General features: G+C 27.2%; 22 protein-coding genes and 1 pseudogene. 21 read left to right on the top strand and 2 right to left on the bottom strand.

The features are described 5' to 3' along the window. Positions 1-12 precede the first annotated feature (12 nt). The 15 genes from miaA to HZY83_RS06490 all read left to right on the top strand — a co-directional run bounded on the left by miaA (position 13) and on the right by HZY83_RS06490 (position 13,297). A complete protein-coding gene (gene miaA / locus HZY83_RS06560) occupies positions 13-933 on the top strand; it encodes a tRNA (adenosine(37)-N6)-dimethylallyltransferase MiaA (RefSeq protein WP_179943252.1) in 921 nt (306 codons plus the stop codon). Beyond that, positions 920-1,711 carry a RecX family transcriptional regulator gene (locus HZY83_RS06555; RefSeq protein ID WP_179943251.1) on the top strand — a complete coding sequence of 264 codons (792 nt, stop codon included), beginning with the start codon at positions 920-922 and terminating at the stop codon, positions 1,709-1,711. The genes miaA and HZY83_RS06555 overlap by 14 nt, the downstream gene beginning before the upstream one ends. 13 nt (positions 1,712-1,724) lie before the next feature. Then, positions 1,725-3,542, top strand: coding sequence for a translation elongation factor 4 (gene lepA, locus HZY83_RS06550; RefSeq protein WP_179943250.1), 1,818 nt, complete (start codon positions 1,725-1,727; stop codon positions 3,540-3,542). Continuing rightward, positions 3,535-4,683, top strand: a complete 1,149-nt coding sequence (gene hemW, locus HZY83_RS06545; RefSeq protein WP_179943249.1) for a radical SAM family heme chaperone HemW — start codon at positions 3,535-3,537, stop codon at positions 4,681-4,683. The genes lepA and hemW overlap by 8 nt, the downstream gene beginning before the upstream one ends. Positions 4,684-4,850: 167 nt before the next feature. Next, a complete protein-coding gene (locus tag HZY83_RS06540; RefSeq protein ID WP_179943248.1) occupies positions 4,851-5,588 on the top strand; it encodes a MerR family transcriptional regulator in 738 nt (245 codons plus the stop codon). Between the two features lie 246 nt (positions 5,589-5,834). Next, the gene (pnp, locus tag HZY83_RS06535; RefSeq protein WP_179943262.1) at positions 5,835-7,919 is read left to right on the top strand and encodes a polyribonucleotide nucleotidyltransferase; all 2,085 of its coding nucleotides are present in this window, start codon (positions 5,835-5,837) and stop codon (positions 7,917-7,919) included. A gap of 9 nt (positions 7,920-7,928) precedes the next feature. Then, positions 7,929-8,201 (top strand): DUF2129 domain-containing protein, encoded by a 273-nt coding sequence (locus HZY83_RS06530; RefSeq protein ID WP_179943247.1) that lies wholly within the window; start codon positions 7,929-7,931, stop codon positions 8,199-8,201. A gap of 3 nt (positions 8,202-8,204) precedes the next feature. Next, positions 8,205-8,759: a 16S rRNA (guanine(966)-N(2))-methyltransferase RsmD gene (gene rsmD, locus HZY83_RS06525; protein ID WP_179943246.1), complete on the top strand. Its 555-nt coding sequence runs from the start codon at positions 8,205-8,207 to the stop codon at positions 8,757-8,759. Positions 8,760-8,761: 2 nt separating this feature from the next. Beyond that, complete coding sequence (coaD, locus tag HZY83_RS06520; protein WP_179943245.1) at positions 8,762-9,259, top strand: pantetheine-phosphate adenylyltransferase; 498 nt, start codon at positions 8,762-8,764, stop codon at positions 9,257-9,259. Between the two features lie 2 nt (positions 9,260-9,261). Continuing rightward, a complete protein-coding gene (locus HZY83_RS06515; protein ID WP_179943244.1) occupies positions 9,262-10,353 on the top strand; it encodes an undecaprenyldiphospho-muramoylpentapeptide beta-N-acetylglucosaminyltransferase in 1,092 nt (363 codons plus the stop codon). Beyond that, positions 10,340-10,960: a phosphatase PAP2 family protein gene (locus tag HZY83_RS06510; RefSeq protein WP_179943243.1), complete on the top strand. Its 621-nt coding sequence runs from the start codon at positions 10,340-10,342 to the stop codon at positions 10,958-10,960. Before HZY83_RS06515 ends, HZY83_RS06510 begins: the two co-directional genes overlap by 14 nt. Continuing rightward, complete coding sequence (locus HZY83_RS06505; protein ID WP_179943242.1) at positions 10,950-11,207, top strand: DUF997 family protein; 258 nt, start codon at positions 10,950-10,952, stop codon at positions 11,205-11,207. Before HZY83_RS06510 ends, HZY83_RS06505 begins: the two co-directional genes overlap by 11 nt. After that, complete coding sequence (panF, locus tag HZY83_RS06500; RefSeq protein WP_179943241.1) at positions 11,200-12,681, top strand: sodium/pantothenate symporter; 1,482 nt, start codon at positions 11,200-11,202, stop codon at positions 12,679-12,681. The genes HZY83_RS06505 and panF overlap by 8 nt, the downstream gene beginning before the upstream one ends. Further along, positions 12,681-12,860, top strand: coding sequence for a DUF6501 family protein (locus HZY83_RS06495; RefSeq protein WP_179943240.1), 180 nt, complete (start codon positions 12,681-12,683; stop codon positions 12,858-12,860). Before panF ends, HZY83_RS06495 begins: the two co-directional genes overlap by 1 nt. Further along, positions 12,857-13,297, top strand: coding sequence for a LysM peptidoglycan-binding domain-containing protein (locus HZY83_RS06490; protein WP_179943239.1), 441 nt, complete (start codon positions 12,857-12,859; stop codon positions 13,295-13,297). Before HZY83_RS06495 ends, HZY83_RS06490 begins: the two co-directional genes overlap by 4 nt. 168 nt (positions 13,298-13,465) lie before the next feature. Here HZY83_RS06490 and HZY83_RS06485 read toward each other — a convergent pair. Both HZY83_RS06485 and HZY83_RS06475 read right to left on the bottom strand, forming a co-directional pair. Then, positions 13,466-14,228, bottom strand: a pseudogene (locus tag HZY83_RS06485) (aldo/keto reductase). Positions 14,229-14,237: 9 nt separating this feature from the next. Further along, positions 14,238-15,056 (bottom strand): phosphotransferase, encoded by an 819-nt coding sequence (locus HZY83_RS06475; RefSeq protein WP_179943236.1) that lies wholly within the window; start codon positions 15,054-15,056, stop codon positions 14,238-14,240. A gap of 294 nt (positions 15,057-15,350) precedes the next feature. Between HZY83_RS06475 and yaaA the strand changes: the two genes are divergently transcribed. From yaaA to HZY83_RS06445, 6 genes are all read left to right on the top strand, one after another. Then, positions 15,351-15,566: a S4 domain-containing protein YaaA gene (gene yaaA, locus HZY83_RS06470; protein WP_179943235.1), complete on the top strand. Its 216-nt coding sequence runs from the start codon at positions 15,351-15,353 to the stop codon at positions 15,564-15,566. Then, entirely contained in the window at positions 15,556-16,695 is a 1,140-nt protein-coding gene (gene recF, locus HZY83_RS06465; RefSeq protein WP_179943234.1) for a DNA replication/repair protein RecF, read from the top strand. Before yaaA ends, recF begins: the two co-directional genes overlap by 11 nt. A 17-nt stretch (positions 16,696-16,712) precedes the next feature. Continuing rightward, positions 16,713-18,629 (top strand): DNA topoisomerase (ATP-hydrolyzing) subunit B, encoded by a 1,917-nt coding sequence (gyrB, locus tag HZY83_RS06460; RefSeq protein WP_179943233.1) that lies wholly within the window; start codon positions 16,713-16,715, stop codon positions 18,627-18,629. Between the two features lie 14 nt (positions 18,630-18,643). Next, positions 18,644-21,091: a DNA gyrase subunit A gene (gene gyrA, locus HZY83_RS06455; RefSeq protein ID WP_179943232.1), complete on the top strand. Its 2,448-nt coding sequence runs from the start codon at positions 18,644-18,646 to the stop codon at positions 21,089-21,091. A gap of 135 nt (positions 21,092-21,226) precedes the next feature. Further along, positions 21,227-23,926, top strand: a complete 2,700-nt coding sequence (gene ppc, locus HZY83_RS06450) for a phosphoenolpyruvate carboxylase (protein ID WP_179943231.1) — start codon at positions 21,227-21,229, stop codon at positions 23,924-23,926. A gap of 119 nt (positions 23,927-24,045) precedes the next feature. Beyond that, entirely contained in the window at positions 24,046-24,318 is a 273-nt protein-coding gene (locus HZY83_RS06445) for a co-chaperone GroES (RefSeq protein ID WP_179943230.1), read from the top strand. Positions 24,319-24,333 lie beyond the last annotated feature (15 nt).

Genomic DNA, 24,333 nt, shown 5'->3' with positions numbered 1-24,333 from the left:
AGTAAGATTATTATGAAGAAGAAAATACCAATTATAGCTATAGTAGGAGCTACTGCTGTAGGTAAAACTGAATTAAGTATAGAAATTGCTAAGGAATATAATTGTGAAATAATTTCTATAGATAGCGTACAAATCTACAAAGAATTTGATATAGGATCTGCTAAAATAACTAAAGAAGAAATGATGGATGTTCCGCATCATCTTATAGACATATTAAATCCAACAGATAAATTTTCTGTTTATGAATTTCAAAAATTAGCTCGTAAAAAAATAGAAGAGATATATTCTAAAGGTAAAATACCTTTATTAATAGGTGGGACTGGATATTATATGAATGCAGTTTTGTATAATTATCAATTTAGTAATTATAGTGAAAATAATGTTGTAGAAGATAATATTGATTATATGAAACAATACTTAAAAAGTAATTATGAAGATACTTATAATAAATTAGATTTAGATAATAAACGTAGAATTATTAATGCCTATAAATATGTAATTAATGAAAAAAAATCGACTCTAGAAAATAATTTAGGAGATGAAATTTATTATAGGTACAATCCTTATGTGATATTTGTTGATAGAAGCAGAGAAAATTTATATGATAGAATTAATAAACGTGTTGAAATTATGCTTGATAAAGGACTAGAAAAAGAAGTTTATAGCATTGTAAAAACTTACGGTGAAGATCTTCAACCATTAAAATCTATAGGATATAAAGAAATGGTTTCTTTTCTAAAAGGAGAAATAAGCAGAGATTTTATGATTAATTTAATTCAAAAAAATTCTAGAAATTATGCGAAAAGACAATTAACGTGGTTTAGAAATAAAATAAAAGATATAAACTATTACAACATAGAAAATATAGATAAAAAAATAATTTTTGATGATATTGATTTATTTATTGAGAGTGTGAATAATGGAAATAATTAATATAACAAAATTAAAGAAAAAATATAAGATAGATTTTAGTGATGGTAAATATATCTATTTGTCAGAAAATACGGTATTAAAGTATAATATAATAAAAAAAGGATTGCTATCAGAAACTGTCTTAAGAGAAGCACAAGTATTTGAAGGGAAAGAACAAGCATTTACAAAAGCATTAAATTATTTGAGCTATGGAATGAAATCCGAGTATGAAATTAAAGAATATTTAATAAAAAAAGAATTTTCATTAGGGCAAATTGATTATGCAATACCTAAATTAAAAGAATTTAATTATATAAGAGATGATGAATATGCTAAATCATATAGTAGAGACTATTTCTTGTTGAAGAAAAAAGGACCTAGTTATATAAGGAAAAATTTAGAGAAAAAGAAAGTTCCTTCTGAATATATAGATGTTGCTATAAAAGAAATATGTACTAATGAGAAAATGATTGATGTTGTATATGGTATTATAGAAAAAGAATATAATAAAAAAAATGAACCAAAAACAAAAAAAATACAAAAAATAACGAACAAACTTTACACAAATGGCTATTCTTTTGATATAATAAATTCAGTATTTAAAATATACCTAGAAAACCATGAAGATACTGGATCTGATAATAGGATTATAAGCAAATACTATCAAAAAGCTTATAATAAATTCAGCAAAAAATATGACGATAATTATACTTTGAAGAATAAAATTATTGAAAAATTAATTAGAGATGGTTTTTCTTATGGAGATATAAAAGATTACTTAGAAGAAATAGATTTTTAGAGGAAGATTATAAATGAATAAAAGAAATGACAGGCAAAAGAAAATAAGAAATTTTTCTATTATTGCACATATAGATCATGGAAAATCAACGTTAGCTGACAGGATTTTAGAAAAAACAAAAGCTATTGAATCTCGTGAAATGAAAGCTCAACTACTTGATTCTATGGATATAGAAAGAGAAAGAGGAATAACTATAAAGCTAAATGCTGTTCAATTAAAGTATACAGCCAAAGATGGAGAAGAATATATTTTACATTTGATAGATACTCCTGGACACGTAGATTTTACTTATGAAGTTTCTAGATCATTGGCAGCTTGTGAAGGGGCTATATTAGTTGTGGATGCTGCTCAAGGAATAGAAGCTCAAACTCTAGCCAATGTTTATTTAGCCCTTGATAACAATTTGGAAATAATACCAATTATAAATAAAATAGATTTACCTGCAGCAGATCCAGAGAAAGTTAAGACAGAGATAGAAGATGTTATAGGATTACCTACAGATGATATAGTCTTGGCATCTGCTAAAGCAGGAATAGGAATAGAAGAAATTTTAGAGCAAATAGTAGAATATATACCAGCACCTGATGGAGATTCTGAAGAACCTTTGCAAGCTTTAATATTTGATTCAGTTTATGATCCTTATAGAGGTGTAATAGTATCTGTTCGTATAAAAAATGGAACAGTTAAACCAGGAGATAAAATAAAAATGATGGCTACTGGTGGAGTATTTGATGTTACAGAAGTAGGTATTCACACCCCTAAGGAAAAACAAGTCGATGAGCTTACAGTAGGTGATGTAGGATTTATTTGTGCCTCTATCAAAAACGTCAGTGAAACTAGAGTAGGGGATACAATAACAAATTATAATAATCCTGCCAAAGAAGCACTACCGGGATATAGAAAGTTAAATCCAATGGTTTATTGTGGACTTTATCCTATAGATTCTGCTAAATATAATGATTTACGTGAAGCGTTAGAAAAGCTAGAATTAAATGATTCAGCCTTGCAATATGAAGCAGAAACATCACAAGCATTAGGATTTGGATTTAGATGTGGTTTTCTAGGAATGCTTCATATGGAAATTATTCAGGAGAGAATAGAGCGTGAATTTAATATTGATATTATAGCTACTGCGCCATCTGTTATTTACAAAGTTGAACAAACTGATGGTATAATCCTAGAAGTATCTAATCCATCAGAAATGCCAGATCCACAGAAAATTAATATTATTAGAGAACCTTATGTTAAGGCAAGCATAATGGTACCAAATGATTTTGTTGGTTCTGTTATGGAATTATGTCAGAAAAAGCGCGGTATATTCTTGAATATGGATTACATAGATTCTACACGAGTAAACATAACTTATAATATTCCGTTGTCTGAAATAGTATTTGACTTCTTTGATCAATTAAAATCAAATACTAAAGGGTACGCATCATTTGATTATGAAATGATGGGATACGAACCAAGTAATCTAGTAAAAATGGATATACTACTAAATGGAGAGCAAGTTGATGCATTAAGTTTTATTGTTCATAGAGAATTTGCTTATCAACGAGGAAAGGTAATAGTAGAAAAATTAAAAAAATTAATACCTAGACAACAATTTGAAATTCCAGTTCAAGCAGCAATAGGTAATAAAATAATATCTAGAGAAACTATTAAAGCTATGCGTAAAAATGTTTTAGCAAAATGTTATGGTGGAGATATTAGTAGAAAACGTAAATTGCTTGAGAAACAGAAAAAAGGAAAAGAACGTATGAAAGCTGTAGGAAGTGTAGAAGTTCCACAAGATGCTTTTATGGCTGTTCTGAAAATGGACGATGAGTAAGGATAATAGTAAAAAAAAGGGAATATATATACATATTCCCTTTTGTAAATATATATGTAGTTATTGTGATTTTAATAAATTTTATATTCAACATCAACCTGTGGATGAATATATAGATATTTTAATAATAGAGTTAGATACAATAATAGATACTAATAATATAGAAACTGTTTATATTGGTGGTGGTACGCCTAGTGCTTTAAGTGATGATCAATTAATTAGATTACTAATAGCTGTAAATAAAAAAGTTACTGTTAATAAGTTGAAAGAATTTTCTTTTGAAGCAAATCCAGAAGATTTAACGATAGATAGAGTAAATATTTTGAAACGTTATGGTGTAAACAGAGTTAGTATGGGAGTACAAACATTAAATAATAAAATACTAGAAGTTATTGGACGCGGACATAAAAAAGATGATGTAAAAAAAGCAATTACTAATCTAAAAAATGTTAACATTAATAATATTAATGTAGATTTAATGTTTGCCCTGCCAGGTCAAACAGTTGAAGATTTATGTGACAGTATGGAAACAATAGTGTCTTATGGAATTAATCATATTTCTTGTTATTCTTTAATTTTAGAACAACGAACTAAGTTATATAATCAAGTTAAAAGTAAACATATAATTTTACCGACTAATGAAGTAGAAGAACAAATGTATGACTTAACTATCAATTATTTGAATAAACAAGGTTTTATTCAATATGAAATAAGTAATTTTAGTAAGCAGGGAAGTGAAAGTATTCATAATAGTAATTATTGGTTAAATTATGAATATTATGGCATAGGAGCTGGAGCACACGGATATATTGATGGGATAAGATACTCTAATCATGGACCAGTTAAATTTTATATAGACAGTATTGTTAAGAAAGGTAATGCACGTAGAGTAGAAAATAAAGTTACAGAAAAGGAAAAAATAGAAGAACATTTTTTCTTAGGTCTTAGACTATTAAAAGGTGTTGACTTAGATATAGTAGACAATAAATATAATATTAACTCCCGAGAACTTTATAAAAAAAGTATAGATAAAAATATATCTGCTGGATATTTAAAATTAGAAAATAATATATTAAGTTTGACAAGAAAAGGTTTATTTTACGGTAATGATGTTTTTGCAGATTTTTTAATAATTGATTAATTATTATATTCAGTAGATAATGAACTATTGTCATTAATAAAGCTAATAGTATAAGATTTATTGATGATAGTAGTTTGTTTTTTATTTTCTAAAAAAATTTTTTTAAAAAATTAGTTGACTATAACGTAACGTCATAGAATATACTTAATATTGTTAGGAGGTATCGTATGTATTTAATAAAGAAAGCAAGCGAACTTAGTGGCTTATCGGTGCGCACTTTAAGACACTATGAAAGTATAGGGCTATTAATACCAAAAAAGAAAGATAATGGTTATAGATACTATACAGAAAAAGACATGTCTAAATTGCAGATAATACTATTTTATAAGTATTTAGGATTTTCTTTAGAAGAAATAAAAAATTTATTAATTGAAGATTCTGATAAAATTTTGTCTAAACTAAAACAACAATTAATATTAATGAATAAAGAGAAAGATAGACTACTAACGTTAATAAATACATTAGAAAAAACTATTATTTCTGAAGAAAGGAGGATAAATATGACAATTGAAGAAAAATTTAATGGGTTCACATATCAGGATAATCAAAAATACAAACAAGAGGCAATAGATAAGTATGGCGAAGAAGTTGTTGAACAAGCTATTTCGAAACAAAAAGGAAAAGAGCAAGAAGTTGTAGATGAATTTAATAAAATCTTTTTTGCTTTTTCAAAAAATATGTCAGATGGACTAAGTGCTGTATCTAAAGAGAACGTAGATTTAGCAGAACAACTTCATAAGTGTATTTGTAAATATGCTTTTGATTGTAAAATAGATGTATTTTCAAGTATTGGTTATGGGTATGTTCAAAATGAAGAATTTAAAAATAATTTGGATAAATTTGGAAATGGAACAGCGCAATATGTATGTGACTCTATTCAACAATATGTTACATTAAATGAATAATGTTAAAAATCTCTTAATTTAGTATTTTACTAAATTAAGAGATTTTTATTTATAAAGTATAAGTTATAAAGACATTTATTGGTAATTATAAACAATCACAGTTATAGAAAATAATTTATTAAAATTTGGTAATAATCATAATTTTATATTATTAAAAGGTTATATTTCATTGTATTTTAAGTTCTTACATAGTATAATATAGTAGTGATTTTGTATTGGAAAAAATAAAGAATGAAAGGTATGGATATGTTTCAAGATAAAAAAATATATAAAACAACATTAGCTGATAAAGATTTAATAGTAGAAATAGGAGAAGTAGCTCGTCAAGCTAATGCTGCTGTATTAGTAAGATATGGTGATACAGTAGTTTTGACTACTGCTGTTGCCTCTAAAGAAGCTAAAGATGTAGATTTCTTTCCACTTACTGTAAATTATGAAGAAAAAATGTATGCTGTTGGAAAAATACCAGGTGGATTTTTACGTCGAGAAGGAAGAGCAGGGACTGAAGCTACTTTGGCAGCACGTCTTATAGATAGACCTATACGTCCACTTTTTGAAGATGGATTCAGAAATGAAGTTCAAGTTATTTCAACTGTTCTTTCTGTAGAATATGATTGTGATCCAGTTATGGCAGCTATGATAGGAAGTTCATTAGCTTTGTCGGTATCTAATATCCCATTTAAAGGACCTATTGCAGGAGTTACGGTAGGATATGTAGATGGAAAATATATTATTAATCCAGATGTAGAATCATTAGAAAAATCTTTAATAGATTTAAAAGTTGCTGGAACAATGGAAGCTATTAATATGGTAGAAGCTGGTTCTAAAGAAGTTTCAGAGGAAATAATGTTAGACGCAATAATGTTTGGTCACGAAGAAATAAAAAGATTAATAACGTTCCAACAAGAAATAGTTTCTGAAATAGGACAAGAAAAAATGGAAGTTGTATTAAAAGTTCTTGACGAAGATATATACAAAGAAGTTTACGAGAAATTTATTGACGATATTAAAAATGCAATTTCTATTAGAGAAAAAAAAGGTCGTGATGACGCTATAAATAAAGTTAGAGAAGAAGTATTATCTTACTATGAACAAATGGAAGTAGAAGATATAGAAGCTCTAATAAAAGAGGTAAGAGGATCTCTAGATAAAATAGTAAAAGATGAAGTTAGAAGAGAAATAACTGAAGATAAAGTTCGTCCAGATGGTAGAGATTTAACAGAAATACGTCCTTTATCATCAAGAATAGATATATTGCCTAGAACTCATGGATCAGCGCTATTCACTAGAGGGCAAACACAATCGCTAGGTGTAGTTACATTAGGGAATATTTCTGATGAACAAATAATAGATGACTTAACTTTGGAAGAGAATAAAAGATTTATGCTACATTATAACTTCCCTTCATATTCTGTAGGAGAAGTAGGATTTATGCGTGCTCCTGGACGTCGTGAAATAGGTCATGGTGCATTAGGAGAAAGAGCATTAGAACAAGTAATACCTTCTCAAGAGGAGTTTCCTTATACTATTCGAGTAGTTTCTGAAATACTTGAGTCTAATGGATCAAGTTCACAAGCTACTATTTGTTCAGGATCTATGGCACTTATGGCAGCAGGAGTTCCAATAAAATCTCAAGTAGCAGGTATAGCTATGGGCTTAATAAAAAAATATGAAAATTATACTATATTAACAGATATTCAAGGTATGGAAGATCATCTAGGGGATATGGACTTTAAAGTGGCTGGTACAGAAAAAGGTATTACAGCTTTACAGATGGATATAAAAATAGATGGTCTTAGTGAGCAAATATTAAAAGAATCTTTAGAGCAGGCTAGAGTGGGACGTTTAGAAATATTGAAACATATGAACAGTATTATTGATAAGCCTAGAGAAGAAGTTTCTGAATATGCACCTAAAATAAAAATTATCAAAATTAATCCAGAAAAAATAAAAGATGTTATAGGTTCTGGTGGAAAAGTAATTAATGAAATTATTGAGAAAACAGGTGTGAAAATTGATATTGAACAAACTGGGGATGTATTTATATCATCTACTAATTTGGCAGATATTAATAAAGCTATAGAAATTATTGAAAATATTACACGAGAAGCAGAAGTAGGAGAAATATACTTAGCTACAGTTAGACGAATAGAAAAATTTGGAGCTTTTGTAGAATTATTCCCTGGTACAGATGCATTAGTCCATATATCAAAATTATCTAAAGAACGTGTAGCAAAAGTAGAAGATGTTGTTAATATAGGAGATACTGTTAAGGTAAAAGTAATAAATATTGATGACAAAGGTAGAGTTGATGCTACAATTGTATTGTAGAGGATAATTATGGAATTATTTGAAAAAAAGAGACAAGGAATATATGTTTATTTCAAACATGTAAGAGATATACAGAAATTAGAAAAATATGGTAATGTAATATGTTTTTCGAAAAAAAATAGATATATTTGTTTATATGTAGATGCTAGCAAGGCTAACAATATAATAGAAGATTTAGAATCTAAGAAATATGTAAAAAAAATAATAAAATCAGAACTAACAGAATTTTCATTTAAATTATCTGGATTAGATAAATCATTTGAAATGCTTAAGGAGTATTAATAAATGCGTGTAATATCAGGTAAGTATAGATCAATAAAATTAAATAGTCTAGAAGGTATGGCTACAAGACCTACAACTGATAAAGTTAAAGAGAGTTTATTCAATATGATTTATTGTCAAGATACTAACGTTTTAGACTTATTTGCTGGAAGTGGTGGACTAGGTATAGAAGCTTTGAGTAGGGGAGCTTTGAATGTAACTTTCATAGATGGAAGTTATGATGCAATAAAAATCATTAATAGTAATTTAGATAAATGTAAAATTTCAAAAGAAGATTATTCTGTTTACAGAAATGATTATTTACGTGCAATAAAAATATTAGCTAAAAAAGGCTCAAAATTTGATATGGTATTACTTGATCCCCCTTATAATAAGAAAATTGTAGATAATGCTTTAGAAAATCTAATAGACTATAATTTATTAGAAGATAATGCTACTATCGTTTGTGAAACGGGAAGTAATGAGACAATAAATTTTATTGATAATAGATTAGAAATAGAAAAAGAAAAAAAATATGGTAATATTAAAATTACTATATATAATTATAGGGAGAAATAATATTGAAAAATAAAGTAGCTATAATTCCAGGAAGTTTTGATCCAATTACTAATGGTCATATGGATATAATAGAAAGAAGTAGTAAGATTTTTGATGAAATAATTGTTGCTATTCTTGTTAATCCAGATAAAAAATATTTATTTACACTCGAAGAGAGAATTAGTATGATAGAAAATTCTCTTAAAGAATTGACAGGAATAGATAATGTAAAAGTTGATACTTTTTCTGGCTTGTTAGTTAATTATGCTAAAAAAGTTAATTCAAATATAATAATAAGAGGATTAAGAGCAGTATCTGACTTTGAATATGAGATGCAGCTTACATCTATGAATAAAGTTTTGGATGATGGTATAGAAACATTTTATATGATGACAAATACAAAATATTCTTTTATAAGTTCGAGTATAGTTAAAGGTGTTTCTGGTTTTGGAGCAGATTTGACAAAATTGGTTCCTAAAGCAGTAGCTGAAAAATTAGAAAAAAAGTTGAAAGAGGAATAACAGTGAAGAAAGTATTACTCACAGGTGGGGGAACGGCTGGTCATGTGTCGGTTAATATAGCATTAGTCCCCGAATTTGTTAAAAATGGATATAAAATATCTTATATAGGAAGTAAACAAGGTATAGAAAAAGAAATGATAGGAAAATTAAATGATATAAAGTACTATCCTATAAGTTCAGGGAAATTGCGTAGATATTTTGATTTAAAAAACTTTACAGATCCATTTAGAGTTCTTAAAGGAATAGTTGATTCTTTGAGAGTTCTTAGAAAAGAAAGACCAGATTTTGTTTTTTCTAAAGGGGGATTTGTAAGTGTGCCCGTGTGTATTGCTGCTAAAATGTTGAAAATACCTACAATATTACACGAATCTGATTTAACTCCTGGACTTGCAAATAAAATTAATATAAAATTTAGTAATCATATATTTACAACTTTTGAAGAAACATTAAAGTATTTACCTAAAAATAAAGCCAGTCTAATAGGAGCTATAGTAAGAGATGATATATATTCAGGAAATAAAGAACGAGGGTATGAAGTTTGTCAATTTATCAAAGATAAGCCAGTTATTTTAGTGATGGGTGGCTCTTTAGGTTCAAAAATAATAAATGAATATATCTGGAATAATTTGGATGAATTATTAAAAGATTTTCAAATTGCTCATTTAGTAGGAAAAGGGTTATATAACAACGAATTAATTAGAAGAGGCTATAAACAGTTTGAATTTATTAGTAAGGAATTATTTGATATCTTTGCAATAACAGACTTTACGATATCACGAGCAGGGGCAAATTCTATTTATGAGTTTTTAGCATTAAATATTCCATCAATATTAATTCCTTTAGGTACAAATCAAAGTAGAGGAGACCAAATTGATAATGCTAGATTTTTCTTACAAAAAGGTTTTTCAAAAGTTGTTAATGAAGATACTTTGAATAATTTTGAAGTTAAAGATATATTAGAATTTTATAATAATATCTCAAGTTATAAAGAAAGTATAATTACCTATAAAGAAGAAAAAAGTATTATAAATGATGTTGAGATTTTTTATGAAAAAATAGTAAAATTAGTGGAGGAGAATTTTGAAAGATATTAAAATAATAACATATACAAAAGCGGTATTATTCTTTATGCTTTTATTTATAGCAGTTTTATATCCTAATAATTTATTTGATTATATTTTATCGGATATAGCAACCTCTGTGGTTGGTGGTGTAATATTTGGAAGCATAGGAAAAGCTATATCATATATACTGCACGATAAGATTTTATTATTACTAATGGGAATGTTAGGTTTATTTTTATTTTTTACGAAAAATTATAAGAAATCAATTTTTATTCTTTCTACTGCATTTTTTGGATCAGTATTAGCTTTGTTTTTTAAAAATGTTATTCATAGATCAAGACCGCTAGATATTTATGATGGTTTTAGTTTTCCTAGTGGGCACGCTACTGTAGCAACTATATTTTTCTTATCGTTATTATTTATAGTTAATAGTAATAAAGTAGATATTTTGAAAAAAATTACTCCCATAGCTATAGTCTTAATATGTGTATCAAGGGTAATAGTCGGTGCACATTATATTACTGATGTGGTTGCGGGAGTATTGTTAGGAAGTATAGTAGTTGATTTAGTTAAAATATTTTATATCAACATATACACTATATTCTCTAATATTACAGGTTACGAAGATGAAAAATAAAGATTATATTTATGCCATATTTTTAGTTATTACACATTTTGCACTATGGTATTATTTTGCTTATATTAAGTATAAGAATATAGCTGTAGAAGATTATAAATATATTTTAGGCATGCCAGAATGGTTTTTTTATAGTGCTATAGTTGTAAGTATATTTATTATTTTATTACTTATAATTATTTGTAATATTATATTTAATGAAGACATAGAAATAGAAGAAGAAAGACGATTGAATAAAGATGAATAACATAGATAACAATAAGATTATAATTCTATTTTTTTTGATATTTTTAACTATAATTTTAACTCCTTTATTATTTGGTAAAGTTCTTTATAAAGGAAATTTTAAAGGTAGTTTTTTTGAAAGATATTATTTAGCAGATAGAAAAGTCAGTGGTATTATATTAGCTATAACATTAATGTCTACTTACGGCTCTGCTTCTACTTTTCTTTCTGGCCCAGGAATTGCATATAAATTAGGTTTGGGATGGGTTTTATTAGCTGTTATTCAGGTTACAGCAGGTTATTTTGTTTTGTTGGTTTTAGCAAGAAGATTTCAAAATATTGCAAAAAAAATAAATGCTATAACTATAACTGATTATTTAAAGTATCGCTATAAATCAAAAATTTTAGCTAATATTTCAGCTATAGCTATGATTGCATTTTTATTAGCTGCTATGTCTGCACAATGGATAGGTGGAGCAAAACTCTTATCAGCTTTATTAAATATAGAATATAAAACAGGGATACTAATCATTTCAATTATAATTTTATTTTGTGTAGTATTTGGTGGTTTGAAAAACATATTAATAACAGATATGATACAAGGTCTTATTATGATTTTTGCAACTATAATACTATTTATATCAATAATAAAATTTGGTGGCGGAATAAATTCTATAATGCAGAATCTCTATAATCAGAACCCTAATTTATTAACACCTTATGGGGTAGATAAAAGTTTAACTAGCATTTATGTATCTTCATTTTGGGTATTGGTAGGTGTAGGATTAGTAGGTATTCCACAAATTGCTATAAATTCAATGCTATATAAAAACAATAGAAGTTTAAAGCAATCAATAATTATTGGAACAATAGTTATATTTATTGTTATGTTTGGAGTACACTTTATAGGTGTTATCTCAAGAGGGGTATTTCCAGATATAACAGATTATGATTCTGTAATACCAATAGTAACATTAAGAATGTTGCCATGGTACTTAGTTGCTATAGTTCTTTCTGCACCAATGGCAGCTATAATAACTACTGTGAATGCTCAATTTTTATTAGTATCTTCAACATTAGTAAAAGATATATTGTTGAACATTAACTTAATAAGAAATAAGGTAACAGAGAAAAAAATACCATTATTAGTTTATGTAGTTAATTTATTAATTATATTGTTGGCTATAATGCTTAGTATTACACCACCATCTCTAATAGTAGAAATTAATTTATTTGCATTTGGTGGATTAGAAGTAACGTTTTTATGGCCAATAATTCTTGGACTATATTGGAAAAAAGCAGAAAAATACGGAGCATTTTCTTCGACTATAGTAGGCTTAGTAAGTTATATAATTTTTAAGAGGATTTGTAAAATTACATTTATAGAACCTGTTGTAATTTCACTATTCCTATCATTTATAGTATTTTTAATTATTTCAAATTTATGTTACAATAGGTTGAAAGATAAGAATTTTAATTATGGAGGATATAAATAATGAAGCAAGTAAAAGTTACTAATGTAAATTCTAAGAAATTTACTGTGGAAAATGTATTAACAATTGGAAAAGTATATGATGTAGTTAATGAAACAGAAGAATATATTTTTATAAAAGATAATAGTGGAAAAATAGGGGGATTTTATAAAGAATATTTCGAGGTTGTAGAGCAGGTATGAAGAGAAAATTAAGAAATAGTTTAATAGGGATAGTTTTAATACTAATAACACCAGTTTTACTTTATTTGGTAACATTTTTGGGACAAAATATTAGTAAGAAAGCAGAGACTAAGACTAATACTTCTCAAAATGTAGCACAAGTACCTCAAGAGGAAAAGAAAGAACAACAAATTCCGAGTGCTACTACTAATTCTGTCCAAGAACAAAATACACAAAACAATAATAGTAGTTCTTTACAACAAGGACAAAGTACTTCACAAATAACTGTAGATTCTAATTATGTAGTTAAATCGGGAGATACTTTATTTGAAATTTCAGCAAAAGCTTATGGGGATTCTAATGCACAAGCAGGAGTATCTGCTATTAAGCAAGAAAATAATCTTAGTTCAGATAATTTAACAGTAGGACAATCTCTAAAAATTCCTAAATTAACATAAAGGATAGTATAATATTCAGTGTAGAGTAAAAAAATCTCTATGCTGAATATTTTTTATTTTAATCGCTAAATAGCAAATACATTAGTCTACAAAAAAAGTCCACTAATAAAAAAGTGAACTTTAAATGTTAGATTTTAATTATGTAATAATTAATTTTGAAGTAATAAATTATTTTTCATATGGAAATAGTTCGGGATGATATCCAAGTCTCAAACCACTATCAAGGCTATTTAATTTAATAATATCATCTTCAGACAAATTAAATTTTGTGCTTTGTATATTCTCTAAAATATGCTTAGGTGTAGCAGATTTTGGAATTGGATGATATCCTCTAGTTATATGCCAATTTAATAAAACTTGAGTAGCTGTAACATTATGTTTTTTTGCTATTTGTTTTACAATTTCATCATCGTTATACACTCCTCGGGCTGTAGGAGACCAAGATTGCAACAAAATACCTTCTTTCTCAAGATATCTACGTAATTCATTTTGTGCAAATTTAGGATGTGCTTCTATTTGATTTAGAAAAGGTTTAATATTAGCATTATTTTTCAAGTGTTCTAAATGTTTTATTTCAAAATTTGCAACTCCAATTTCTCTAACTACTTTTTCTTCTTTTAATTTTTCTAATGCTCTATATCCTTCTAAGTATTTATCAGGGTGAGGCCAATGTATTAGTAACATATCTATTTTACCATCTAATTTCTCATAGCTATTTTCAAATGATTTCATTGTATCATCGTAAGATAAGTCGCTCGGCCATATTTTTGTTAAAGTTTTTTATAGCTTTACCGATAATATGTTCGTTTTTATAATATGAGGCAGTATCTATAAGTTTATAATCATTTTCAAGTGCAAAGTTTATGGCATTTATTGTTTGTTCCTCATCAACTAGTTTATAAGTACCAAATCCTATTTTCCCTAAATTCATAGTATTCTCCTAATATTTAATTTTTCTTGGGTATTTTAGACTATTTAGTTTCTCTTCGAATATTGTTTTGTAAACTTCTTCTCCTCGTTTTTCGTATAGCAACAACGCCCAAGTGTACCAAAGTAAATCTGCAAATTTTAAAAATATATCTAATTTTTCAAAATTACACGCTTCTTCACTAAAGTAATTTTTTAAAAATGTTATAGTTTCTTGGTAATTTAGATTATTTTCTGATATAAAGCTAGCTATATCAAAATAATGGTCATTAAGTCCACAGTATTCAAAATCAATTAGATAAATTTTATTTTTTACAAACAAGAAATTTCCTTCTACTAAATCGTTGTGACACAGTCTATCAGGTTCATAAAACTTTTCAAATTCGTCTAATAAGTAAATATATTTATCTATATAGTTATTTTTATTTTCTATTTGTTCAAAATATTGTTTAAATTTTTTTGTAGGATTAAATTCGCTATCTACAATATATTCACTACTATGAAAATCTTTTAAAATATTTGCTATTTCAACTATTGTAGAAAGATTTTTATTAGATATAAATGTTTTAGCATTTTGCTGAAAAGGTGTTATTAATAAATTTTGGCTATAATAAATAGGTTTTAAAAAATACGATTTGTTTTTTAGTGTATTAAGTGCTTCTAACTCATTGTCTTTTTTTGATAAGAGTAAATTATCTTTAGGAATTCTACAAAAATATTTGTGTTCATTTGTTGTTATTATGTAGTTTACATTTGTTATTCCATAGCTAGTCTTTTTTATATCTATAACTTCTTCTTTTAAAATATTTTCTATTTTATTTTTAATATTCATAAAATCACCACCTACTTTAATTATATAACAGTCTTATATAAATGTAAATTCAGAAAGAACTAAAATGCTGTAATGTTTTATAATTATCTTAATTCAAATAAAATGATTTAATAATATAATTTATATAATTAATAATATGTAATTTAATTTACATTAGAAAGATAGGTTTTAAAAAATATAAAATTTAATTTAAAGGTTATACTTATTATCAAAATTGAAAAAAATACTTTCGTATGGTATAATTAATAGGTTAAGATGCAACTCTGCATCTAGTTTTAATTTTATGGAGGTTGTATGAAAAAAATTTTTATTGATAGTGAATTTATAACTTTAACACAATTTCTAAAAATTGAAGGATTTATTGGTTCTGGAGGAGAGGCAAAACATTTTTTAATGGATAATGGTGTTGTTCTAAACGGAGAATTAGAAAATAGGCGTGGAAAAAAATTGTACAATAATGATATTGTACAATTATTTGATAAAAAGTATTTAATTGTAAATGAAACTTAAGAATCTCAATCTCCTATATTTTAGAAATTATGATTTTATAAATATTAATTTACATCCATCATTAAATATTTTAGTAGGAGATAATGCTAACGGAAAAACTAATATTATTGAATCTATTTTCTTTCTATCTCTAGGAAGAAGTTTTAGAACAAAAAAGGATACAGAATGTATTAAATTTGGCGAAGAAGCTACTTGTATGTCTTGTACTCTTCAGAATAATCATACTGAGAAAGATATTATGCTTGCAATTAGTCAAAAAGGTAAAAATGCCAAAATTTCTGGAATAAAGAAATCAAAACTGACTGATTTTGTAGGGGAGTTAAATATCGTTCTTTTTTCTCCAGAAGATTTGCAGTTAGTTAAAGGATCTCCATCATTAAGACGTGATTTTATAGATAGAGAATTTTATCAAATATCTAGAATATACCATAAATATTCTTTAACTTATAAACATTTATTAAAGCAGCGTAATACTTTTCTAAAAGAAATGAGAAAAAATCGTAACGATGAAGTATCAAAAATGTATTTAGAAACTTTAACTTTACAATTATCTAAGTTGGCAATTTATATAACTAAAGAGAGAGTAAACTTTATAAAAAGAATTAATAGTTTTGCCTATGACACTATGTTAAATATCTCTGATAATAAAGAAAAATTAAGAATAATATATAAATCGTCAGTTATGGATGAGCTTAGATTAAACAATATAGAGAGTAGTGAGTTTAATGAAAATAAATTAACAGAAGCTATGATGAAAAAGATGCATGATGATATAAACAATGGTAGTACAAAAATAGGTATTCATCATGATGATTTAATATTTTTTCTAAATGATAAAGATGCTAAAAAATATGCTTCTCAGGGACAACAAAGAAGTATAGTATTATCGCTTAGGTTAGCAGAAATTTATTTTTTGAAAGAAAAAACAGGAGAATATCCAATTTTACTTCTAGATGATGTTTTAAGTGAATTGGATAAAAATAGACAAGAAAAAATGTTATCTATAATAAATAATGATGTTCAAACATTTATTACAACTCCATCAGTTAATGAGTTAACGAAAGATTTATTAGATAACTCTATAGTTTTTAGAATAAATAATGGAATTATTAGTAAAGATATGAATTAATATTGAAAGGATTCAAAATGACAGAAAAGAAATTTACACAAGAATATAATGCTGATCAAATACAAGTTTTAGAAGGTTTAGAAGCTGTTCGAGTAAGACCAGGAATGTATATAGGATCAACTTCACAAAAAGGATTACATCATTTAGTATGGGAAATTGTAGATAATTCTATTGATGAGGCATTAGCAGGGTATTGTGATAATATTACAGTAGCAATAGAAAAGGACAATTGGATTAGAGTTGAAGATAATGGAAGGGGTATTCCAGTAGACGTCCAAGAACAAACTGGGAAACCAGCGTTAGAAGTTATCTTAACAGTATTACATGCCGGAGGAAAATTCGGTGGCGGAGGATACAAGGTATCTGGAGGATTACACGGAGTAGGAGCGAGTGTAGTAAATGCATTATCTACTAATTTGGAAGCTAGAGTTCACAGAGATGGTAACATTTATGCCATGTCTTTTGAAAAAGGAGAAGTAGTAAAAAATCTTGAAATTATAGGTTCAACTACTAGTACAGGAACTACAATTAGATTTAAAGCAGATCCTACGATATTCCAAGAAACGACAGTTTATGAATACGATATACTTAGAACTCGTATAAGAGAATTAGCATTCTTAAACAAAGGTATAACAATTACTTTACGTGATGAACGTCTAGAAGAAGTAAAAGAAGAAACTTTCTATTATGAAGGTGGTATTTTAGAATATGTTGTTATGCTTAATGAAAATAAAGATCCAATCCATGAGGCAATTTATATTCAATCTGAAATGGACGGAAAAGAAGTAGAAATATCAATGCAATATAATTCAGGTTATTCTAGTAACATATTAAGTTATGCTAATAATATAAATACTCATGAGGGTGGTAGTCATGAGTCTGGATTTAAAACGGCTTTAACGAGAATTATAAATAGTTATGGTAAGAAAAATAATATTATAAAAGAAAAAGAAACATTAACTGGTGATGATGTTCGTGAAGGATTAGTTGCAATAATTTCTATTAAACATCCAAATCCTCAATTTGAAGGACAAACTAAAACTAAGTTAGGAAATTCGGAGATGAGTACAATAACTAATAAATTGTTCTCAGAAGAATTTGATAGATTTTTATTAGAAAATCCTAAAGTAGCCAAAATAATAATAGAAAAAGCAATTCAAGCTGCCCGAGCAAGAATAGCAGCCAAAAAAGCTCGTGAATCTACTAGGAGAAAAAATGCTTTAGAGTTTACTAATTTACCAGGAAAATTAGCTGATTGTTCTAGTAAAGATGCTAGTCAATGTGAATTATTCTTGGTCGAAGGAGATTCTGCTGGAGGTAGTGCAAAATTAGGGCGTGATAGTAACTTCCAAGCAATTCTTCCATTAAGAGGAAAAATTTTAAATGTTGAAAAAGTAAGAATTGATAGAGTATTAGCAAGTGATGAGATTCGTTCTTTAATAACAGCAGCAGGTATGGGTATTGGAGAAGGAATGAATGTAGATAAATTACGTTATCATAAAATAGTTATCATGACCGATGCAGATGTTGATGGAAGTCATATAAGAACATTATTGTTAACGTTCTTCTTCAGATATATGAAAGAATTAATAGAGGCTGGGCATATTTATATAGCAAGACCGCCTTTATATGGTCTAAAAGTTGGGAAAAAAGTTTATTATTCATTTAATGAAGATGAGCTTAAAAATGATATAGATAATTATGCTAAAGATAAAAAATATAGCGTTCAAAGATATAAAGGTCTTGGAGAGATGAATGCAGAAGAATTATGGGAAACTACTATGGATCCACAAACTAGACGTATGTACAAGGTTAGTATAGATGACGCTATTATTGCTGATGCAGCATTTGATACACTAATGGGAGAAAAAGTAGAACCTAGACGTAAATTTATAGAAGAAAATGCATTGAATGTTGTTAATTTAGATATATAATGAAAGGATAACAAATGGAAGAGAAAAATATTACACTACGAAATATAACTACAGAAATTGAAAATTCATTTCTAGATTATTCAATGAGTGTTATAGTTTCACGTGCATTACCTGATGTACGTGATGGATTAAAGCCTGTTCATAGACGTATATTATATGCTTTTAATGAATTAGGCCTTACATATGATAAATCATTTAGAAAAAGTGCTACTGTAGTCGGAGAAGTAATGGGGAAATATCACCCTCATGGCGACGCAGCAACTTACGGTACTATAGTACGTTTAGCTCAAGATTTTAACAGTAGATATCCTATGGTCGCAGGTCAAGGGAACTTTGGTTCTATAGATGGAGATAGTGCCGCAGCCATGCGTTATACAGAAGCGAAACTAAGTAGAATAGCTTCTGAAATGGTAAGAGATATAAATAAAGATACAGTAGATTATCAAGACAATTATGATGGTAGCTTAAAAGAACCTAAGGTTCTACCATCAAGAATACCTAATCTGTTAGTTAATGGAGGTAGTGGTATAGCGGTAGGTATGGCAACTAATATACCTCCTCATAACTTGGGAGAAGTAATAGATGGAGTTATATCTTTAGCTGACAACCCAGAAATATCTATAAACGAATTAATGACAAAAATAAAAGGTCCAGATTTTCCTACTGGAGCACTTATTTTAGGTAAAAGTGGTATAGTTAAAGCTTATAATACTGGACGTGGTTCTATAATTATGCGAGGAAAAACTTCCATTGAGAAGATGAAAAATGGTAAAGAACGCATAGTTATAACTGAAATTCCTTATCAAGTTAATAAATCTAAATTAGTGGAAAAAATAGCAGATTTAGCACGTGAAAAAAAAATAGAAGGTATTACAGACTTACGTGATGAAAGTAACTTGAAAGAAGGAATAAAAATTGTCATCGAGTTAAGAAGAGATATAAATAGTAACGTAATTTTGAACAATTTATTTAAGTTAACACCATTACAAAGCTCTTTTGGTGTTAATATGGTTGCGTTAGTAAATGGACGACCTAAAACACTGAATCTAAAAGAAGTTTTATACTATTATCTAGAGCATCAAAAAGAAGTAGTTGTTAGAAGAACTCAATTCGATCTAAAGAAAGCTAAAGATAGAGCACATATTTTAGAAGGATTAAGAATCGCATTAGATAATATAGACAAAATCATAGAACTAATTCGTGCATCACAGACTACTGATGAAGCAAGAACAGGACTTATGAGTGGTTTCAATTTAACTGAAATTCAAGCCCAAGCAATATTAGATATGAGATTGCAACGTCTTACAGGTTTGGAAAGAGGTAAAATTGAAGAAGAATACAAAAAACTTATAGAACTTATCAAAGATTTAGAAGATATTTTATCAAAAGAAGAAAGAGTAATCCAAATAATTAAAGATGAACTTTTAGAAATAAAAGGTAAGTATAATGATGATCGTCGTAGTACTATAATAGAAGGACAAATTGATGAAATAGAAAATGAAGATCTTATAGAAAAAGAACAGATAGTAATAACATTATCGTATAATCAATATATTAAACGTCTTGCTGCTAGTACGTACAAATCTCAAGGTAGAGGTGGTCGTGGAATAAACGGTATGACTACAAATGATGAAGATAACATTGAGTATATGTTGACTTGTTCAACACATGATCATATTTTATTCTTTACAGATAAAGGAAAAGTATATACGTTAAAAGGTTACGAAATCAACCAAATGAGTAGACAAGCTAAAGGTATTCCTATAATCAATCTATTAGAAATTGACAAAGAAGAAAAAGTAAACTCTATTATAGCAATTTCAGATTTGAACGAAAAAGATACAAGCTTAGTATTTGCTACGAAATATGGAGTTATAAAAAAATCTAATCTTGCAGATTATGCTAGCATAATGAAAAAAGGAAAAATAGCATTAAAACTTGATGAAAACGACACATTAATTGAAGTTCAGAAAATAACAAAAAATAATGATATAATGATTGTTACAGCGGGTGGACAGGCTATTAGAATAAATGAAGAAAAAGTTCGCCAAATGGGACGTGTTAGTAGAGGTGTTAAAGGTATCACTCTCGGACTAGACGATTATGTTATAGGAATGCAAGTTATTAATAAAGATAAAAAAATTCTTACTGTAACAGAAAATGGTATAGGAAAAATATCAAAAGAAAATGAATTTAAAGTTACAAATAGGGGCGGTAAAGGTATAAGAGTAGCCAAAGTAACTAAAAAAACAGGGAAAATAGTAGCTGTAAAAACTATAAGTGGTAATGAGGACTTGATGGTTATGACTGATCAAGGAATAATTATAAGAATAGATATATCTATGATTAATACGCTAGGAAGAACTGCAACAGGAGTTAAACTAATTAATTTAGTAGATTCTCAAAAAGTGGCTACTGTAACGTTAGCAGAAAAAGAAGAAATGACAGAAAACGAAAACTAGAATATATAATAATTATAGTGATGATATATTTGGAAGAAAACATAACTAAAACAACAAAAATAATATTTTCTTTCTTATCATCACTATTATTTATTAATTAGATTTGAAATATTTTATAGTTTGAGGTGAACTTTGGTGACAATAAAAAAATTAGAAAATAGTATGAATAAGGAAATTATAAATGAAGAAATAAATCTTCTTACTACACTTTTAGAAGAAGCTACAGAAAAAATGACATCAAAAGAAACATTGTTAAAAATTAAACATATAAAAGACTTAGCTAATAACAATGATTATGAAAAATTATATTCGGAAATAGAAAAATTAAATAATGAGGAAATAGATATAGTTTCTAGGTTTTTCTCTATTCTTCCATTATTAATTAATATTTCTGAAGATGTTGATTTAGCATATGAGATAAATTATAAGAATAATGTCAATAAAGAGTACTTAGGTAAGATTTCTAAAACTATTGATGATGTATATAAACTACCTAATGCCAAGGATATATTAGAAAAAATCAATGTTGTTCCAGTACTAACAGCTCATCCTACACAAGTTCAAAGAAAAAGTATGTTAGATTTAAATAATAAAATACATAATCTGTTAAGAAAACATAGAGATGTAAAATTAGGGCTTATAAACAAAGAAAAATGGCATAATGAATTAAAAAAATATGTAGAAATTATTATGCAGACAGATATAATTCGAGAAAAAAAATTAAAAGTTACAAATGAAATAAATAATGTTATGGAATATTACCATACATCTCTTATAGAAGCAATAATTAATCTAACTATTAAATACAAAAAACTAGCTTTAGAGAAAGGAATAAATTTGGATAAAGCTACTCCAATTACTATGGGAATGTGGATAGGTGGAGATAGAGATGGAAATCCTTATGTGACTGCAGATACTCTAGAAACAGCAGCAAAATTACAATTTGATGTTATTGTAAATTATTATAAAGAGAAATTAGATGAACTGTATCGTTCTTATTCTATGTCCAATTCATTAGTAAAAATATCTAAAAGACTAAAAGAATTAGCAAATCAATCAGATGATAATTCTGAATTTAGAGAAAAAGAATACTATAGAAAAGCAATTTATGAAATAAAAACTAAACTTAATAATACACATAAACAATTTAATAAAAAAGAAAATGTTGAAAATAAAAAAATTTATAATACTTCAAAAGAATTTTTGGCTGATTTATTAATAATAAAAGAATCATTAGAAGAAAACAGTGGTCTTGATCTTGTTGATGGAGATTTTGAACAATTAATTCAAGCAGTAGAAGTATTTGGTTTTTATTTAGCAAGTATTGATTTGCGTCAAGATTCTAGTGTTCATGAAGAATGTATAGCAGAGTTATTAAAATCTGCCAGCGTAGTTTCTAATTATAGTAATTTGTCTGAAAATGAAAAATGTAGTATTTTATTAAATCAATTAATTAATGAACCTAGATTATTATCATCTACTAACAATGAAAAGTCAGAATTGTTAATAAAAGAGCTTACTATATTAAAAACAGCTAAGATGCTAAAGGATAAATTAGGTGATGATATTATAAAACAAAGTATAATATCTCATACAACTAGCGTTTCTGATTTGCTTGAATTAGCCGTTATGCTAAAAGAAGTTGATTTGATTGGTAAAGATTTTTCTAGAATTCAAATTGTACCTTTGTTTGAAACTATTGAAGATTTAGATAATGCAGTGTCTATTATAGAAAATTATTTAGAATTAGATATAGTTAAAACTTGGGTAGCTAGTAACAATAATTACCAAGAAATTATGCTAGGTTATTCGGATAGTAATAAAGATGGGGGATACCTATCTTCTGGTTGGGCTTTATATAAAGCTCAAAACGAATTAGCAGATGTTGGAGAAAAGTATAATATAAATATTACATTTTTCCATGGTAGAGGTGGTACTGTGGGTAGAGGTGGAGGACCAAGTTACGAAGCTATTATCTCGCAGCCTCTTCGAAGCGTTAATGACAAAATTAGAGTTACTGAGCAAGGAGAAGTAATAGGAACTAAGTATGGTAATAAAGATGCAGCTTATTATAATTTAGAAACTATGATATCTGCAACTATTGATAGAATGACAGGTTCTATTGAAAGAACTAGAAAAAAAGAAGAATATATGGCAATTATGGATGAAATTGTAGAAAAAAGTCACAAAGTATATCGTGAGCTAGTTTTTGAAAATAAAGACTTCTATAATTATTTCTTTGAAGCGACACCTATAAAGGAAATTTCTAGTTTAAATATAGGATCACGGCCAGCAGCTAGGAAAGTTATTACAGATATAGGAGGACTTAGAGCTATTCCTTGGGTATTTTCTTGGTCTCAAAATAGAGTTATGTTACCTGGTTGGTATGGCGTAGGATCAGCGTTTAAAGAATTTATAGATAAAAAAGAAGGAAATATTATAATTTTACAAGAAATATACCAAAAATGGCCATTTTTCAGAGCGTTATTGTCTAATGTTGATATGGTATTATCGAAAACAGATATGGATATAGCAAGAGAATATGCTAAGTTAGCCAGTGATGAAAAAACTAGAAATGTTTTTGATGTTATCTATAATGAATGGAAAATAACTAAAGAGGTTATTTTAGAAATAGAAAACAATAGCGAATTGCTTGCAGATAATGAATATTTAAAATATAGTTTAAAAAATAGATTACCTTATTTTAATACTTTAAATTATATTCAAATAGAATTAATAAAACGTGAAAGAACTAATGCTATTTTGGAAAGTTATCAACAAATAATTCATACAACTATAAACGGAATAGCTACAGGATTAAGAAATTCAGGATAATATAAAAAAATAAAGTCAATTATAATTAATTGACTTTATTTGACTTTTATTAGAAAATATCATATTATATATTTTATAAAAAATGGCAAAGTAAGATATTATTTAGATAGGAGAATAAAATGATTAGACCAGTATTTGATAACGTAATAGTAAAGAAAATAGAAGAAAAACAATCAACGCTAAGCGGAATAGTACTAAATACTAATGATACTGATGCAAATATAGGAGAAATCTATGCTATTGGTGAAGCTAGCGTACTTTCTGTAGAAAATGGAGGAGAACTAACTAAAGGAAGTAAGGTTATTTTCTCTGATAATTATAAAAAAGTAAATTACAATAACGAAACTTTTTATGTTGTAAACGAAGAAGAATTATTAGCAATATTAAATTAATTTATAGGTAGGAAT

It is taken from the genome of Gemella sp. GH3, assembly GCF_013415425.1.
Classification (GTDB): Bacteria; Bacillota; Bacilli; order Staphylococcales; family Gemellaceae; genus Gemelliphila.
This window is presented reverse-complemented; position numbering and strand designations above follow the sequence as displayed.